Origin of the sequence: Rathayibacter sp. AY1D1, from assembly GCF_002932635.1 — a bacterium.
Taxonomy (GTDB): Bacteria; Actinomycetota; Actinomycetes; order Actinomycetales; family Microbacteriaceae; genus Rathayibacter.
On record NZ_PSVY01000014.1, the window covers coordinates 18,709 to 34,326 of the forward strand.

Here is a 15,618-nt window from a genome sequence, read left to right on the forward strand (position 1 = left end):
GGCGGCGGCACCTCAGAAGACGGCGATCGGATTGACCGGAACGCCGGTGAGCCCGAGCAGGCGCGGTGGGGCCACGCTGAGCAGGAACGACCAGCGGGACAGCTCGGCGCAGACCACGGCGAGCTGCTCCACGTCCGCACTGTCGATGAGGGGCATACCCAGCCGTGCGAGCGCGACCATGTGCATCGGCATCGGCATCTCGGGATCGTGAGGGGGGAAGCTGTCGCCGACGTCCCCCGCGTAGAGCGCTACGCCCCGCTCGTGCATCCAGGTCACGGCGTCGACGGTCATGCCGGGGGCCTGCTCCTCCGAGTCCCAGGAGAAGCCCCACCCGCTGCGGACGACGAGCGCGTCGCCGGACTGCAGGGGGACGCCTCCCCGGCGCTCGGCCGCGTCGAGGTCGGCGGCGACGATCGCGTGCGCCGCCGGCAGCCTCCCCTGCGGCGCGAGGTCGAGGAGGACTCCGCGCGTGACGATGCCCTCGGCGAACGAGGAGGTGGATCCGTGCATCACTCCGCCGGCGGTGACGGCTTCGGCGAGAGGCCGGCCCGGGTAGACGACTCCGTCATCGACGGGCAGGTGCGCGAACGCGTCCAGGTGGGTCATCGCCGGGTGGTGCGGAGTCACGATCAGCACCTCGGACATGCCCATCGGAGGGGTTCCGGTGTAGAGGAGCGCCTGCTGCACCGGGGGCGACGGCGGAGCGGCGGGCGCGAAGGGGCCGCCCAGCATCGACGCGGGAGCCACGGGGAGGGCGAGCGAGACCCAGCGGCCGGTCCTCACCTCCTCCGCGGCACGTCGCCGTGCGGCATCGTCGATGAGGGTGAGCGTGCCGAGCTCGTCCTCCGCGCCCCATCGGCCTCGGTCGTCGGGGAGCTGCGTGCCGGTCATGGGATGTCCTGTCGGATCGATGTGGTCCGGGGTGTGGTGCACACTCCAGGGAGGGGACTGCAGAAGCAGGTCCCTGCAGGCTACCTCGTGAAGCAGGTTCCTGTTTCTTTGAATCACCCGGGAGGGATGTCGGCGTGGACGACGACGAGGGACTCGAGGCCGTCCTCGGCTGGAACGCGGTCAAGGTCGCGCGGATCATCGGCGCGCGCATCACCGCCGGGCTCGCGGAGCACGACGTGAGCCTGGTGCAGTTCGGCGTCCTCTCCTGCCTCACCGGCGGAGCGCAGCTGACCTCGGCCGAGATCGCCCGCGCGGTCTTCGTCCGCCCGCAGACGATGTCCGAGGTCCTCGACGGCATGGAGCGGCGAGGGCTGATCGAGCGTGTCGGAGTCCGCGGGAAGGGCCGACGCACACCCATCCGCACGACCGCCGACGGGGAGCGCGTCCTCACCGCGGCGCGCGCGGTCGCGCTCGCGACCAACGACCTCAGCGACGTCGGCCTGAGCGCCCCCGCCGCCCAGCAGCTGAACGACCTCCTGCTCACCGTCATCCGGAACGCCGAGGAGCCGACGGGAGCCGGATTCGGGTCCTGACGAGGTCGAAGCCGGGCTTCGGAGCATCCCCGACGCAGGACCTCGTCCAGACGGTGTTCACAACGAAGGATGGATCTGCTCCAGGACCCCGCGATCCGCGCGGAACGGGCGCCGGAGCCTCATCCTTCCTCCGTCGTGAACAGGATCAGCCGAGCGGGGCCGACGAAGGACGTCCGCTTGGGCGCCCTCTTCCGGACGTGGCCGGAAGAGGGCGTTGCCCACGGCGCTCGCAGCTGTCACGGTCGCAGGGCGGCCGACGACGGCCGACCCGACCGGAAGACCCCATGCGCCTTCGAAGCACTGTCCGCCCGCTCGCGCTCCTCACCGGCGCCCTCCTCCTCGGGACCGGCCTCGCCGCCCTCGACGGGCCGCTCACCGGCACCGCGGCCGCGGCTCACGCGGCCGACGCTCCCGTCGCGGGCGGGCGCGTCGTGGGCTGGGGATACGACGAGGACGGTCGGACGAGCGCCCCCGAGGATCTGACCGACGCCGTCTCCATCGCGGCCGGCCAGTACTACGGCGTCGCGGCGAGGAGCGACGGCACAGTGGCCGTCTGGGGTGACAATCTCGAGGGCGGCCCCATCCCGGCGGACGACCTCCGCGGCGTCGCGGCCGTCTCCCCCGATCTGGCGCTTCTCGAGGACGGCACCGTTGCGCCGCTCTTCCCCCCGGAGGACCGGTACACCGAGCCGCCGGCGGGGCTGAGCGGCGTCACCGCGATCGACTCGAGCGGCACCCACAGCGTCGCGCTCCGCGACGACGGGACAGTGGCGATCTGGGGGTACGACCAGGGGCGAGTGCTGGAGGCGCCTCCCGGTCTGGACGACGTCGTGGCGATCTCCGCCGCGTCCTTCCACACCCTCGCCGTCACGAGAGACGGCAGCGTCGTGAGCTGGGGCTACGACGGCCCCGACGACATCTTCGCGGGCTACTCCGACATCGTCGCGGTCGCGGCGGGACGGACCCACGACCTCGCCGTCCGCGCCGACGGCAGCGTCGTCGCCGAGGGGAGCGACAGGGACGGAGAGAGCGACGTCCCCGCCGGGCTGACCGGTGTCGTCGCGGTCGCCGCCGGGTACGGGCACAGCGTGGCGCTCCGCGAGGACGGCACCGTCGCCGCCTGGGGCGACGACGGTGCCGGCCAGTCCACGGTTCCCGCAGGACTGAAGGGGGTCACCTCGATCGACGCCGGCTACGGCTTCACCCTCGCCACCGGGACCCGTCCCGTCCTCACGGCTGCCGCGCCTCCCACGGCGACGGTCGGCACTCCGTTCTCCTTCGCCTTCGGAGGGGATGCGCGCCTCGCGGACCACACCCTCGCCAGCGGGACGCTCCCGCCCGGACTGACCCTGACTCCCGAGGGGTTCGTGACGGGCACGCCCGCAGAACCCGGAACCTCCGACTTCACCGTCACCGCGACCAACTCCTTCGGAACGACTACCACCGCCTCCCGGCGGATCACCGTCGAGGCCGCCCCGCCTGCACCCGTCGCGCCGACGATCAGCGGAACCGTCGCAGCCGGCGTCGTCGACTCGGCCTACGACTTCACCTACGCGGTCGCGGGAACTCCGGCGCCCGTCGTGACCGTGTCGTCGGGCGCCCTGCCCCCGGGTCTCACCCTCGATCCGACGGGGCGCCTCACCGGCACTCCGACCAGGACCGGCGCCTACGTCTTCACCGTGCAGGCCGCCAGCACCGCCGGAACCGCGACCGCGCAGAGCACTCTCACCGTGTCCCCTGCGTCCGCGACCGCGAAGGCCGACCTTCGCGTCGACGTCTCCGCTCCGACCACCGCGATGAAGGGGAGGACGTTCACGTACACGCTCATCACGAAGAACGCCGGACCCTCCACGTCGACGTCCGTCTACTCGAAGGTGATCCTCCCGCCGGGGGTGCGGTTCGTCTCCGCGACGGGGAAGTACACCCGTATCGGCAGCGTCGTGGTCTTCCAGCGCTCCAGCCTCGGCAACGGGCGGACATCCACCGAGAAGATCACCGTCACGGCCGTGAGCGCAGGCACGGGCACAGCGCTCGCAACCACCTTCTCCGTGAGGACTTCGGATCCGTCGATCCGCAGCAACGCCGACACCGCTGCCACCACCGTCCGCTGAGGAGGGTCGGGCGGGCGACGAGACCCTCCCGCCCGTCCTCGTGCATCACGCCGGGCGCAGCCAGTCCGTGATCGCGCTGACGACGCGGTCGAGGTGGGACTCGAGCAGGAAGTGCCCGCCGTCGACGAGCTCGATGCGCGCGTGGGGGGCGTCGCGGAGGAACGCCTGGGCGCCGGCGGGGGCGAAGATCTCGTCGTTCCGGCCCCAGACGGCGAGGACGGGCACTCCGGACTCGCGGATCCACGCCTGCACGGCGGGGTACAGGGCGCGGTTGGTGGCGTAGTCGCGGAAGAGGGCCAGCTGCACGTCGTCCTGGCCGGGGCGGGCGAGGAGCGCGAGGTCGTGCTCCCAGGCGTCCGGGTCGACGGTGCTGGAGTCGGGGACACCGTGGGTGTACTGCCACTCGACGGCCTCCCGGCCGAGAGCCGGCCGGAGGGCGTCGCGCGTCTCGTCGGTCAGCTCGGCGGCGTCGGCCCAGATCGGGTCCCAGAAGCCGGGCACGAAGCCCTCCTCGTAGGCGTTGCCGTTCTGCGAGATCACGGCGACGACCGCGGACGGATCGGCGAGGGCGAGGCGCCAGCCGACGGGGGCGCCGTAGTCCTGCACGTAGATCGTGTACCGGGTCACCCCGATGGTCTCGAGGAAGCGGCCGGCCACCGCGGTCAGGGCGGCGAACGTGTAGTCAAAGTCGTCGACGGAGGGCGCGGACGAGCGTCCGAAGCCGATGTGGTCGGGGGCGATGACGCGGTAGTGGCCGGCGAGGGCGGGGAGGAGGTGGCGGAACATGTGCGAGCTGCTCGGGTACCCGTGCAGCAGCAGGAGGACGGGCGCGTCGACGGGCCCGGCCTCCCGCCAGAAGACGTCGAGTCCGTCGACGGACACGGTGCGGTGATGGACGACGACCATGGCTAACCCTTCAAATCAGATTTACTGGTTAGCCGGACGCTAGCATGGATCGAACGGGCCGCACGGCGCGGGAGGACGGGGAACGATGGATCGGGACGAGGAGCTGCTCCTGGCGGTGCTGAACAGCGCGCCGGTGGTGGACGGACGGCCGACAGACGACCTCGGCGACGCGGCCGGTCGCGAGCTCGCCCGGCGGTGGGGCGGAGTCGGCACCGAGGACGAGCTCGAGCAGCTGCGCCGTGCCCGCGACGCGCTCCAGGCGGTCGTGCGCGCGCCCGCGCCCGCGGCCGTCACGGAGCTCGCGGACCTGGTCGCGCACGCCGTGCGCACCCCGCGCATCACCGGTGAGGGCGTCGTGTGGGAGCTGAGCGCTCCCGAGCCGGATCGCCTCGCGGTGGAATCGGTCCTCGCCTGGTCCGCTGTGAACGCCCGGTTCCCCGGGCGGCTCCGCGCCTGCGCGAACGACGAGTGCAACCTCTTCCTCCTCGACCGCAGCCGCCCCGGCACCGCCAAGTGGTGCTCGATGGCGACGTGCGGCAACCGGATGAAGGCCCGCGCGCACGCGAGCCGGTCGCGGGACTGAGGGCGGCCGGGAGGCGGACGCCGTCGATCTAGCGGGGCCGCACGTCGTAGGTGACCCGGAGGAGCCCGTCCCCCTCGCTGCTGTGATGGCCTCGGAGAGTGAGGAGCACGTCGCCGGTGAGGTCGCCGAAGAGGCGGTGACCCTGTCCGATCAGCACGGGAGCGATCGAGACGGTCAGCTCGTCGACGAGGCCCGCCCTCAGGAACGCCTGGATGGTGCGGCCTCCGTCGATGTAGACGCGGTCTGCCGCTCCGGCGTCGAGCAGCAGCGCCGCCTCCTCGACGGAGTGAGCCACCTCCACTCTGCCGTCCGCCTCGATCGTGGTGCTCAGCACGACGACCCGCTTCCCCTCGAACGGCCAGGCGTCGAAGCCGAGGACCGTCTCGTAGGTGGAGCGCCCCATGACGAGGGTGTCGATCGTCGGGAAGAACGTCTCCCAGATGAGCGCGGGGTGGGCCGTCGCCTCCGCGGTGTGAGGTCGCGGGGCGGGATCGGTGAGCCAGTCGAGGTCTCCGCCCGGGCGCGCGATGAAGCCGTCGAGACTCGTGCCGATGAACACGCATCCCGTCCACGATCGGTTCTCTGCCATGTCCAGCCTTTCCGAAGAGCGTCGAGTGCGAGGGCAATGATGGCAGGGGAGGCGTCGCGACCGGACGGCCATCGGGGTCCCGGCGCGGCATCGGCGGTCGGCCGCCCGAGACGCTCGGCCGCGCGCGGATCCGCTGAGTACGCTCGGGCCATGCAGCGCACGGTGGGCGGAGTCGTCATCGAGGTCGTCCACTCGAGGACCGGTGACGCGACCCGGACTCCCGACGGTCCGATCCAGCTGTGGACGATCACCCTCTCCGGAGCACGCATCGATCACACCGCGACGGTCGGCGTCGCCGGCACGTCGACGGAGCCGGACGAGGACGTGTTCGCCACCGTCCTCGAGGTGGCCGTGGTGGAGTACGTCCCCGTAGCCGAGGATTCGAGCACGACTCCGGCGTTCCGCGAGTGGAAGCGGGACCACGCGTCCGAACTGCATCAGCTCGTGGCGGCGCTTCGAGCGGGCAGCTGACTCCTGCCGGGCGCGCGACGGATGCTAGGCGCCGCGCAGCCGGGCCGTCGATGCGGACGCCTGCGCTCGAGCCCGTTGCAGGGCGTCCTCGCGTCCGGCCGCGTCGAGGCGGGCGGGACCGTAGGTGACCACCGGGGGCAGGACGTCGTAGCCGACGAACTCGAGCATCCCGCGATGGATGTGGAAGAGGAACGACTGCAGGTCGCCGTAGCCGTCGGCGGCGCCGGGCGCGAAGGCCGCCTCGCCGCCGCCCGTCGTCAGCAGGAGCATCGCGCTCCTGCCGCGCAGGCCGCCCTCGGCGAAGACGCCGTGCTCGCCTCCGAACGTCGCGCCCATCACGAAGACCCGGTCGATCCAGCCCTTCATGATCGCCGGCATCGAGAACCACCACAGGGGGAACGAGAGCACCAGGAGATCCGCCTGCAGCAGCTCGTCGAGATCGCTCGTGACGGGCTCCCCGAGCGTCTTCTCGAGGACCGCGGTCATCTGCTGCGCCTGCGGCTTGAAGTAGCCGGAGCCGGCCGCGAACTGGTCGCGGTGCAGCACCGGGTCCCGGCCCTCGGCGTACAGGTCGAGCCGGCGCACCTCCATGCCGTCGGCCCTCAGCTGCTCGAGGACCGCGTCCGCCTGCGCCGAGGAGAAGGACCGCTCCTCGGGATGGGCGTGGACGAGCAGAGCACGGCGAGCGGGAGCGGTCTCGGAAGCATCGGTCATGCCGCCGATCATATCGACGATTTGCGATACGTCGCTAGATCGACGCTCCGAGCCGCTTCAGGAGCCCGTCGACGTCGGCGTCGCTCCTCCGGTAGTGGGTGTACTTCCCCACGCGCGTCGAGCGGACGAGGCCCGCGCGCTCCAGGGATCCCATGTACGACGAGATGGTCGACTGCGCGAGACCGCTCTTCGCGGCGAGATGCGTGACGCAGACCCCGAACTCGGCGCGGTCGGCGATCGGCTCGAACTCGCTGAACGACGCCTCAGGAGAGCGGAGCCACTCCATGATCTGCAGTCGCGTGGGATTGCCCAGTGCCTTCAGCACCTCGACCAGTCCCGTGTCCACCGCGCCATTCTCCCCTGCTCGCCGCCCGGGCGCCTCCGCGCCGGAATCACCCTCCGCCCGGACGCACCCCGCTCACGGCAGCAGGATCACCTTGCCGTCGAGCGTCCGGGACTCGGCGAGCTCCATCGCCTCGACGATCCCCGTGAGCGGGAAGCGGGCGGCGATGTTGGCCGTCAGCGAGCCGTCGGCGAGGAGTCCGAGCACGCGGCCGAGGTCCTCCTCGAGCCGCGCACGGAAGCGCGCGGGGCGCAGCGAGTGGCCCGCCCAGAGGTCGTAGAAGACCGCGCGCCGGCCGTTGGGGGCGAGCCGGTAGGCCTGGATCCGCGCGAGCTGGCGGAGGAAGGGGGGCCAGATACTCCCGGTGCTCGCGCTGACGATCGCGTACGCGACGAGGGTGCCGCCGGGCGCGAGCAGCGACCACACCAGCCGGGTCGTCGCTCCGCCGACGTTGTCGAAGACGGCCTGCACTCCGCCGGGAGCGAGCTCGCGCACGCGAGCGGCGAGGTCGGGATCGGCGTAGTCGACGGGCTCCACTCCGGCCGCTCGGAGGGCCTCGTGGTGGCGGGGCGAGGCGGCGCCGATCACGCGGATCCCCTCGAGGCGGGCGAGGCGGTGCACGAGGCCGCCGACTCCGCCGTTCGCGCCGAACAGGAGGATCGTGTCGCCGCGGGAGACCCGGGCCGAGCGGTGCAGCATCTGCCACGCCGTCACTCCGTTGACCACGACGGCCTCGGCGTCCTCGGACGCGGCTCCGTCGGGGACGAGAACGCAGTCGCGGGCGGCGACGCGGGCGTGACCCGTCCAACCGCCGGTCTTGGTGAGGGCGGCGACCCGGCGGCCCTCGAGCGACGCGTCGCCGCCGGGGCCGACCGCGAGGACCCGGCCGACGAGGTCGTAGCCGGGCGTGAAGGGGAACGGCGGCTGGGCGAAGTAGCGGCCGCGGCGCATCGACTGCTCGGCGAACGAGATGCCGGTGGCCTCGACGGCGACGAGCAGCTCGCCGGCCGCGGGAGGCTCGACCGGTGCCTGCTCGAGGAGCAGCCCGGACGGCTCGACGATCCCGGGGAGGACGACGCGGGTGGTGGTGCGGGGAAGCGTGGTGGACATGAGGGGCTCCTGAGGTCGTAGGTGAGTGACTGAACAGTCACAAAAGCGGATAAAAAAAGGATGGTGGCGAAGAGGAGGAGAGGAAGAAGAGGAGGAGAGGAAGAAGAGGAGGAGAGGCGAGCGCCGCGGACTCAGTCGCGGTGCCGGATGCCGTCGGAGACGATGCGGGCCCACTCGGAGTCGACGCCGCCGAGGTCGGTCTGCACGATGAGGTGACAGAGCTGCCCGTAGGCGACGAAGCGCTGCACGGCCGGACCGTCGGCTCCGGAGACGACGGTGACCGTTCGGACGACCGCGGAGATCCCGCGGCGCACCGCCTCGCGGATCTCGGGGACCTCGCACGCGCTCTGCGCCTGTGACTGCAGCATGATCAGGTCGCGGTCGGCGATCAGGTCGATGTAGGCGACGGTCATCGCCTCGAGCCGGTCGGCCGGGTCCGAGGAGGGCGAGGCCTCCCCCGCCGCCGCGAGCGTGGACGCCACCTGCTCGTAGCAACGGTCAACCGCGGCGACGAAGACGCCGAGCTTGCCCGGGAACAGGCGGAAGACGTAGGCGGGCGAGACACCGGCCTCGGCGGCGACCTCGGTGATCGGAGTCGCGGCGTAGCCGGTGCGCGCGAACACGTGGAGCGCCGCCGCGGTGATCCGCTCGCGCTGCGCCTCGGCGGTGGAGCGGGAGGAGGGGGAAGCCATGTGACTGATCGAACACTTACTTCGCTCGCCTGTCAAGAGCGCTGCCGGACGAGTCGACACGCGGGCCGGATCAGGAGCCCCGACGACTCCGTCAGCAGTACCGACGCAGGCCTGCCGGCCAGGAGGGGCGCGCGCCGCTCCGGAGCTCGAGCGCGCCTCCTCCGCCCTGCCGAAAATGGTTCGGCTACCGTCCGTGGCGGGCCGAGTTCCTCGGTCCGCCACCCGAGGAGGGATTGCCCATGCACGATTCGACCGAGGCTGCCGTCGTTAAGGGGGTCCTGGAGGACGAGATCCTCGAGAACTACGCCTCCGTGGTGGACGTGGTCCGGACCTGGATCGAGAGCCCGAACAGCGTCTGCATCGTCTACCGGCGCCGTCTCGACGGCGACCATCTGATCGGTCAGCGCTTCCGCTTCCCACCGCACGCCGCGAACGACGATCCCGTCTCGACGGGAGTCGATGCGGCGCTGAACACGGCCGAGCCCCTCGGCGCGCCCTTGGAACGCGCGCGGCTCGCGGACGGGGTCTTCTGGTTCGCGATACCGCCGACCGACGCACTGCCCGCCATCCCCGACGGGCCGTCAGCACCGAGCCGGGACTGAGCGACGGCGGCGAGCTCGACCGGGCACCCCCTACCCCGCACCCCCATCCCGCCCCTAGGTTGGGGGGACCCGCATCGCCGACCGCGCACCACTGAGTTCCGATGGAGGAACGCCATGGCCACGACACCCGTGCTCCGCAGGATCGCGATCGCGCTGGTCGCGGTCGTCGCAGTGGGAGTGGCGGGTGCCGCACCGGCGTCCGCTCTCGACAGGCCCGTCTCCGGATACCTGAAGGACAGCGGGCTCACGCCCGAGAAGATCCGCGACTTCCTCGGCGGACCCCTCATCTCGCCCTCGACGCAGGTGGGCTACGGCGGAGCGGTCTCGAGCGTCGACGCGAACGCGAGCCGCGTGGGAATGGAGGTGCTGAAGCGCGGCGGCAACGCAGCTGACGCCGCTGTCGCCACGGCAGCCGCCCTCGGCGTGAGCGAGCCCTACAGCGCCGGCATCGGCGGAGGCGGGTACTTCGTCTACTTCGACAAGGCCTCCGGCGAGGTCAGCACCATCGACGGACGCGAGACAGCGCCGGCCGGCATCACCTCGGACGCGTTCCTCGACCCCGCGACCGGAGCCCCGTACCCGTTCACCCCGGACCTCGTCTCCTCCGGCGTCGCGGTCGGCGTGCCCGGCACGGTGGCGACCTGGGACACCGCGGTCGACCGCTTCGGCACCCTGCCGCTCCCCGTCGTGCTGGCGCCCTCGATCGCGCTCGCGGCGAAGGGCTTCCGGGTGGACGAGACCTTCCGCAACCAGACGCTCGACAACCTCGAGCGGTTCCAGGCGTTCCCCGACACGGCCGAGCTCTTCCTCCCCGGTGGGGACGCGCCGAAGGTGGGCAGCACCTTCCGCAACCTCGACCTCGCGAAGACGCTGACCTCCATCGCCGTCCACGGGCCGGACGCGTTCTACGAGGGCGCGCTGGCCGCCGAGATCGCCGACACGGTCCAGAACCCGCGGATCGCCGAGGGGTCGGACCTCCCGGCCCCGGCCGGCACGATGACCGCCGCCGACCTCGCGGCGTACTCGGTCGCCGAGCAGGCGCCGACCCGCGTCTCCTACCGCGGACTCGACGTCTACGGGATGGCACCCTCCTCCTCCGGCGGGATCGCGGTCGGCGAGGCCCTCAACATCCTCGAGAACCACGACCTCGCGGCCGAGGACACCGGCAGCGCCCTGCACCTCTACCTCGAGGCGTCCGCCCGCGCCTTCGCCGACCGGGGCGCCTACGTCGGCGACCCCGCCTTCGTCGACGTGCCCACCGAGACGCTCCTCAGCCAGGAGTTCGCGGACTCGCGGGACTGCACGATCGACCCGGCGACCGCCTCCGTCCGCCCGGTCGCGCCCGGCGCTCTCGACGGCTCCGGATGCGCGACCGCCCCCGCCGCGGAGGAGTCGGACACCGAGAACATCTCCACGACCCACCTCTCGGTCGTCGACAAGTGGGGCAACGCCGCCTCCTACACGCTCACGATCGAGCAGACCGGCGGCTCGGCGATGACCGTCCCGGGCCGCGGCTTCCTCCTCAACAACGAGATGACCGACTTCTCCCCCACCTTCGTCGACGGGGACCCGAACCGGATCGAGCCGGGCAAGCGCCCGCGCTCGTCGATGTCGCCGACGATCGTGCTCGACGGCGGGGACGTGCGGTTCGTCGTCGGCTCGCCGGGCGGATCGACGATCATCACGACGGTCCTGCAGACCCTGGTCAACCGCATCGACCTCGGCATGACGCTCCCCGAGGCGGTGGCAGCGCCCCGCGCCTCCCAGCGCAACGGCGCGACGACCTCGGCCGAGCCCGAGTTCATCGAGGCGTACGCCGACGACCTCGCTCCCTTCGGCCAGCAGCTGGTCCCCTCGGGCGACACCTTCACCTCGGCCGCGCAGATCGGGGCGGTGGCCGCCATCGAGGTCGACCCCTCCGGCCGGATGACCGCGGTCGCCGAACCGGTGCGGCGCGGCGGCGGCGTCGGGCTGGTGGTCCGGCCCGAGAAGTGACGCCCCGGAGCCTCCGCGGTCCGCTGAGAGGAGCCGTCGGCCGGCCGCCCCTCTCGCCCGGGAGCGGTCCTCCGCGGGAAGGAGCGTCTGCGACACTGGGGAGATGTCGTCGTCGCGCCCGCTGCGCACCCTCCGGGGTGTCGTCGCGGCGACGGTGGCGACGCTCGTCGCGCTGTTCTCGCACGTGGCCGGCGGCGGCCAGATCCCGGGTCCGCTCGGTGTCGCGATGCCGCTCGTCCTGTCGGTCCTGGTGTGCGTGGCGCTCGCCGGGCGCAGGCTCTCCCTGGTCCGCCTGGCGGTCTCGGTGGGAGTCAGCCAGTTCCTGTTCCACACGCTCTTCACGATCGGGACCTTCACGGGGCCGGTCGATGCGCCGATGGTGCACGCGCACCACGGTGCCGTGATCGACGTCAGCGCGGCGATGATGCACAGCGGGATGACCGGCTCCTCGATGTGGGCGGCGCACCTCGTCGCCGCCGTCGCGACGACCGCGGCGCTCCACCGCGGCGAGTCCCTCCTCGTCCGAGTCGCCGCGACGACGAGCCACCTCGTCACCCGCCTGGTGCGGGTCCTGCCGACTCCGGTGGCCGCTCCTCGACCCGCGCGACGCTCCTCCTTCGAGCTGCGCGACGTGCTCCCCCTCGCCTCGGGCGTCTTCCCCCAGGCGGCGCTGCGGCGCGGCCCCCCTCTGCAGCCCGCCTCCTGATCATCGACGCGAGCCGCGGCGAGGACCTCCCCGGAGGTCCCCGCGGCGTCTGACCGACCCGTCTCCTCCCCGGACCCTCGCGAACGGCGCGCCCCTCACCGGGACGGCGGAGGCCGACGAGCCCGACTTCGAGGCGACGACGGCCATCGGCTTCCCGGTGATCCCGGAGTTCTCGCACATGAGGCGCGCCCGCTCGGAGAACACCGCCGAGCGCTTCCACCGCCGGGCCTACAACTACGACGACACCCCGACGGGCGAGGACATCTCGAACTCCGGGCTGATCTTCGCGGCGTACCAGGCCGACGTCACCGCGCAGTTCGTGCCGATCCAGAAGCGACTGGACGAGCTGGACCTGCTCAACGAGTGGACGACGCCGATCGGCTCCGTCGTCTTCGCGATCCCGCCGGGCTGCGTCGAGGGCGGCTACATCGGCGACACCCTCCTCTGACCCTCACCGGCACCCGCCACAGCACCGAAGGACCAGAAGCATGGCCACAACCGCCACGAGACCCCGCGACTCCGCCGACACCCCGCCCCCGCCGCGCAGAAGCAGCGGAGGCTGGCTCGGACAGCTGCTGCTCCGCCTGCACTTCTCCGCCGCCCTGTTCGTCGGGCCGTTCATCCTCGTCGCCGCGACCAGCGGAGCGCTCTACGCACTCACCCCGCAGCTCGAGCAGGTCGTCTACGCGCAGGAGCTGCACGCCCCCGAAGCGGACACCTACGTGCCCCTGGCCGACCAGATCGACGCCGCCGACGCGTACACCGGAGGCGGGCAGAGCATCGTCGCCGTCCGCCCCGCACCGAACCCCGGCGACACCACCCGGGTGATGTACGCGGACCCGTCGCTCGGCGCCAGCGAGACCCGCGCGGTCTTCATCGACCCGGCCACCGCCGACGTCCGCGGCGACCTCACCGCCTACGGCACCAGCGGCGCCCTGCCGTTGCGGACCTGGGTCAGCGACCTGCACCGGACGCTGCACCTCGGGGACGTGGGCCGCTACTACAGCGAGCTCGCCGCCTCCTGGCTGGGGGTCGTCGCCCTCGCCGGCCTGGGCCTCTGGATCATCCGCCTCCGCCGCGCCCGCGTGAAGAGGGACCTGCTGCGCCCCGCGCCGAGGACCACCGGCTACAAGCGCCTGTTCTCCTGGCACGCCTCCACCGGCGTCTGGCTGCTCGTCGGCGCCCTGTTCCTCTCGACCACCGGCATCACCTGGTCGCTCTACGGAGGCGGGAACTTCGAGACCCTCCGCTCCGCTGTCGGCTGGACCACGCCCTCGCTGGGGACGACGCTCGGCGACCGGACCGGCGAGGTGGCCGACGAGCACGCCGGACACGCCGGGCACGTCGGACACGGCGCGGCCACCGGCGACGCCGTCGAGTCGACGGCGGGCTACTCGCCGGCCGCCTACGACTCGGTGCTCTCGGTCGCCCGCGAGGTCAACGTGAACACGGGACTGGTCGAGATCCGGCCGCCCGCGGCGGAGGGCTCGGCCTGGGTCGTGCAGGAGATCCAGCGCAGCTTCCCGACCGAGGTCGACGGCGTCGCGATCGACGGGAGCACGATGCAGGTCGTCGACCGGGTCGACTTCGCCGACTTCGGCCTCGTCGCCAAGCTCTCCCGCTGGGGCATCGACACGCACATGGGCTCGATGTTCGGGCTGCCCAACCAGCTGCTGCTGTTCGTCACCGCGGCCGGCATCGCCACGATGGTCGTGCTCGGGTACCTGATGTGGTGGAAGCGCCGCCCCACCCGCGGCCCCCGACGGCTCGTCGGCACCCCGCCGGCCCGGGGAGCTCTCCGGCGCGCGCCGTGGTGGGGAGTCGCGTCCGTCCTGGTGGTCGCCGCCGCGGTCGGGCTGTTCCTCCCGCTCCTGGGGGCGAGCCTCGCGGCCTTCGTGATCATCGACACGCTGCTGGGGCTCCGACCCGCGAACCGCTGAGCGCGCGGGCGCCGACCCGGTGAGGTCCACCGGGCCGGCGTCACAGTCCCTTCGGGAAGCCGAGGGAGCGCAGCACGGGGTCGAGGCCCTCCCACTGCTGACGCCGCTCCGCGTCCCGGTCGGCGTCGCTCCCCCGGAGTCCGACCGCCTTCCTCACCGTTGTCTCCGTGGATTCGGGGCAGTTGTCGGCTCCGGAACGCGCCAGGGGTCCCGGGTACGGCTGACCGCCTTCAGCCGCCTGATGGCATGCCGTGATGAGCCGCCCGGGACCCCGCAACGGCAGGACCGCTCATGGAGAGACGCGACCAGATCGCCCCGTGATGACATGCCGGCGAGGTCGTTCACGGCGCACCGCACCCGCTGAACGGAAGGACCCTGCGTGCCCCGACTCCGGGCCGGAATCGACGCCGGCAAGGCCGACCACCACTGCCGGTGAGGGTGCATCGATGATGCTCATCGCGCGCCTCCGAGCCAGAGTCCTGTTGCTGCGGCGATGACGCTGAGGAGGAGCGTGCCGAGGGCGTTGATGGCGGAGGCGAGTTGGCGTCCTTCGGCGAGGAGACGGACGGTTTCGAGGCTGGCGGTGGAGAAGGTGGTGTAGCCGCCGAGGAAGCCGGTGCCGAGGACGAGTCGCCACGGCTCGGGGGCGATGCCTGCGAGGGCGAGGCCGGTGATCAGGCCGAGGAGGAGTGATCCGGTGACGTTGATGACGGTGGTGCCCCAGGGGTAGGCGCCGCCGGTGCGGGCCTTGATGAGCCCGTCGAGGAGGAGCCGTGTTGCGGCTCCGATTCCACCGGCGAGGGAGAGCGCGAGGAACAGTGCGGGTGTCATGCCCGCACCTTCCTCTGCGTGCGTCGCCGGTGGAGTGCTGCGGCGAGGGCGACTCCGGTCCAGGACGCGAGGGCACCGAGCAGGACGGTGCCGAGCGCGTAGAGGGCGGCGGGTGCGGGGTGTCCTGTGGTGAGCAGGTGGGCGGTGTCGGTGGCGAGGGTGCTGTAGGTGGTGAAGCCTCCGAGCGCTCCGGTACCGAGCAGCAGCCGTGCGGTGCGGCGTCGGCCCTCGTCGCTGCCGGCTCTGGCGAGGCTCTCCAGGAGTACGCCGAGCAGGAGCGCGCCGACGATGTTGATGGCGAAGACGACGGTGTCGAAGGCGGGATCGGCGGGGAACGCGAGGGTCAGGCCCTCCCGCGCCCCGGTCCCGACCGTGCCGCCGGCGGCGACGAGGAGGAGGTATCGCGGACGCAGGTGCACGGGTCGTGGCGTCCCGTCGGGGGCGTCGTCGACGTCGAGGTCGCTGTCGACCGGCAGCTCGGGGTCGGGGTCCGGGGGGCGGTGACGGTGGCGGTCATCAGTCACGGGGAGTGGGACCTTTC

General features: G+C 72.3%; 17 protein-coding genes and 1 pseudogene. 9 read left to right on the top strand and 9 right to left on the bottom strand.

Annotated features, from left to right (window positions below):
* Window positions 1-12: 12 nt before the first annotated feature.
* Window positions 13-891 (bottom strand): cyclase family protein, encoded by an 879-nt coding sequence (locus C5C56_RS10385; protein WP_104319550.1) that lies wholly within the window; start codon window positions 889-891, stop codon window positions 13-15.
* A 134-nt stretch (window positions 892-1,025) separates the two neighbouring features.
* On the opposite strand from C5C56_RS10385, the gene C5C56_RS10390 reads away from it, so the two are divergent.
* On the top strand, window positions 1,026-1,484 hold the full coding sequence (locus tag C5C56_RS10390) for a MarR family winged helix-turn-helix transcriptional regulator (protein WP_104282929.1): 459 nt from the start codon (window positions 1,026-1,028) through the stop codon (window positions 1,482-1,484).
* A 284-nt stretch (window positions 1,485-1,768) separates the two neighbouring features.
* Window positions 1,769-3,595, top strand: coding sequence for a putative Ig domain-containing protein (locus tag C5C56_RS10395; protein ID WP_104319551.1), 1,827 nt, complete (start codon window positions 1,769-1,771; stop codon window positions 3,593-3,595).
* A gap of 45 nt (window positions 3,596-3,640) precedes the next feature.
* Here C5C56_RS10395 and C5C56_RS10400 read toward each other — a convergent pair whose 3' ends face one another.
* Window positions 3,641-4,501, bottom strand: a complete 861-nt coding sequence (locus tag C5C56_RS10400) for an alpha/beta fold hydrolase (protein WP_104319552.1) — start codon at window positions 4,499-4,501, stop codon at window positions 3,641-3,643.
* A gap of 85 nt (window positions 4,502-4,586) precedes the next feature.
* Between C5C56_RS10400 and C5C56_RS10405 the strand changes: the two genes are divergently transcribed.
* Window positions 4,587-5,084 (top strand): CGNR zinc finger domain-containing protein, encoded by a 498-nt coding sequence (locus C5C56_RS10405; protein WP_104319553.1) that lies wholly within the window; start codon window positions 4,587-4,589, stop codon window positions 5,082-5,084.
* Between the two features lie 28 nt (window positions 5,085-5,112).
* Here the strand turns inward: C5C56_RS10405 and C5C56_RS10410 are convergent, their stop codons facing one another.
* Window positions 5,113-5,673: a dihydrofolate reductase family protein gene (locus C5C56_RS10410; protein WP_104319554.1), complete on the bottom strand. Its 561-nt coding sequence runs from the start codon at window positions 5,671-5,673 to the stop codon at window positions 5,113-5,115.
* Between the two features lie 150 nt (window positions 5,674-5,823).
* Between C5C56_RS10410 and C5C56_RS10415 the strand changes: the two genes are divergently transcribed.
* Entirely contained in the window at window positions 5,824-6,144 is a 321-nt protein-coding gene (locus tag C5C56_RS10415; protein ID WP_104319555.1) for a hypothetical protein, read from the top strand.
* A 24-nt stretch (window positions 6,145-6,168) separates the two neighbouring features.
* On the opposite strand, the gene C5C56_RS10420 is transcribed toward C5C56_RS10415, so the two are convergent.
* The 4 genes from C5C56_RS10420 to C5C56_RS10435 form a co-directional block, all read right to left on the bottom strand.
* The gene (locus tag C5C56_RS10420; RefSeq protein WP_104263399.1) at window positions 6,169-6,858 is read right to left on the bottom strand and encodes an NAD(P)H-dependent oxidoreductase; all 690 of its coding nucleotides are present in this window, start codon (window positions 6,856-6,858) and stop codon (window positions 6,169-6,171) included.
* A gap of 34 nt (window positions 6,859-6,892) precedes the next feature.
* Window positions 6,893-7,204 carry a helix-turn-helix transcriptional regulator gene (locus tag C5C56_RS10425; protein ID WP_244230566.1) on the bottom strand — a complete coding sequence of 104 codons (312 nt, stop codon included), beginning with the start codon at window positions 7,202-7,204 and terminating at the stop codon, window positions 6,893-6,895.
* A gap of 72 nt (window positions 7,205-7,276) precedes the next feature.
* The gene (locus C5C56_RS10430; protein ID WP_104319556.1) at window positions 7,277-8,311 is read right to left on the bottom strand and encodes a medium chain dehydrogenase/reductase family protein; all 1,035 of its coding nucleotides are present in this window, start codon (window positions 8,309-8,311) and stop codon (window positions 7,277-7,279) included.
* 131 nt (window positions 8,312-8,442) lie between these two features.
* A complete protein-coding gene (locus tag C5C56_RS10435; RefSeq protein ID WP_104288592.1) occupies window positions 8,443-9,003 on the bottom strand; it encodes a TetR/AcrR family transcriptional regulator in 561 nt (186 codons plus the stop codon).
* A 239-nt stretch (window positions 9,004-9,242) separates the two neighbouring features.
* On the opposite strand from C5C56_RS10435, the gene C5C56_RS10440 reads away from it, so the two are divergent.
* The 5 genes and pseudogenes from C5C56_RS10440 (at window position 9,243) to C5C56_RS10460 (ending at window position 14,246) form a co-directional block, all read left to right on the top strand.
* Window positions 9,243-9,605: a hypothetical protein gene (locus C5C56_RS10440; protein WP_104319557.1), complete on the top strand. Its 363-nt coding sequence runs from the start codon at window positions 9,243-9,245 to the stop codon at window positions 9,603-9,605.
* Between the two features lie 114 nt (window positions 9,606-9,719).
* Window positions 9,720-11,600 (top strand): gamma-glutamyltransferase, encoded by a 1,881-nt coding sequence (gene ggt, locus C5C56_RS10445; RefSeq protein WP_104250437.1) that lies wholly within the window; start codon window positions 9,720-9,722, stop codon window positions 11,598-11,600.
* 103 nt (window positions 11,601-11,703) lie between these two features.
* The gene (locus tag C5C56_RS10450; RefSeq protein ID WP_104250438.1) at window positions 11,704-12,306 is read left to right on the top strand and encodes a hypothetical protein; all 603 of its coding nucleotides are present in this window, start codon (window positions 11,704-11,706) and stop codon (window positions 12,304-12,306) included.
* 67 nt (window positions 12,307-12,373) lie between these two features.
* Window positions 12,374-12,754: pseudogene (locus C5C56_RS10455) on the top strand (Dyp-type peroxidase); the annotation flags it as partial.
* Window positions 12,755-12,794: 40 nt separating this feature from the next.
* A complete protein-coding gene (locus C5C56_RS10460; protein ID WP_104319558.1) occupies window positions 12,795-14,246 on the top strand; it encodes a PepSY domain-containing protein in 1,452 nt (483 codons plus the stop codon).
* A gap of 453 nt (window positions 14,247-14,699) precedes the next feature.
* Here the strand turns inward: C5C56_RS10460 and crcB are convergent, their stop codons facing one another.
* On the bottom strand, window positions 14,700-15,077 hold the full coding sequence (gene crcB / locus C5C56_RS10465) for a fluoride efflux transporter CrcB (protein WP_104224798.1): 378 nt from the start codon (window positions 15,075-15,077) through the stop codon (window positions 14,700-14,702).
* Complete coding sequence (locus C5C56_RS10470; RefSeq protein WP_258065659.1) at window positions 15,074-15,601, bottom strand: CrcB family protein; 528 nt, start codon at window positions 15,599-15,601, stop codon at window positions 15,074-15,076. The genes crcB and C5C56_RS10470 overlap by 4 nt, the downstream gene beginning before the upstream one ends.
* Between the last annotated feature and the right edge of the window lie 17 nt (window positions 15,602-15,618).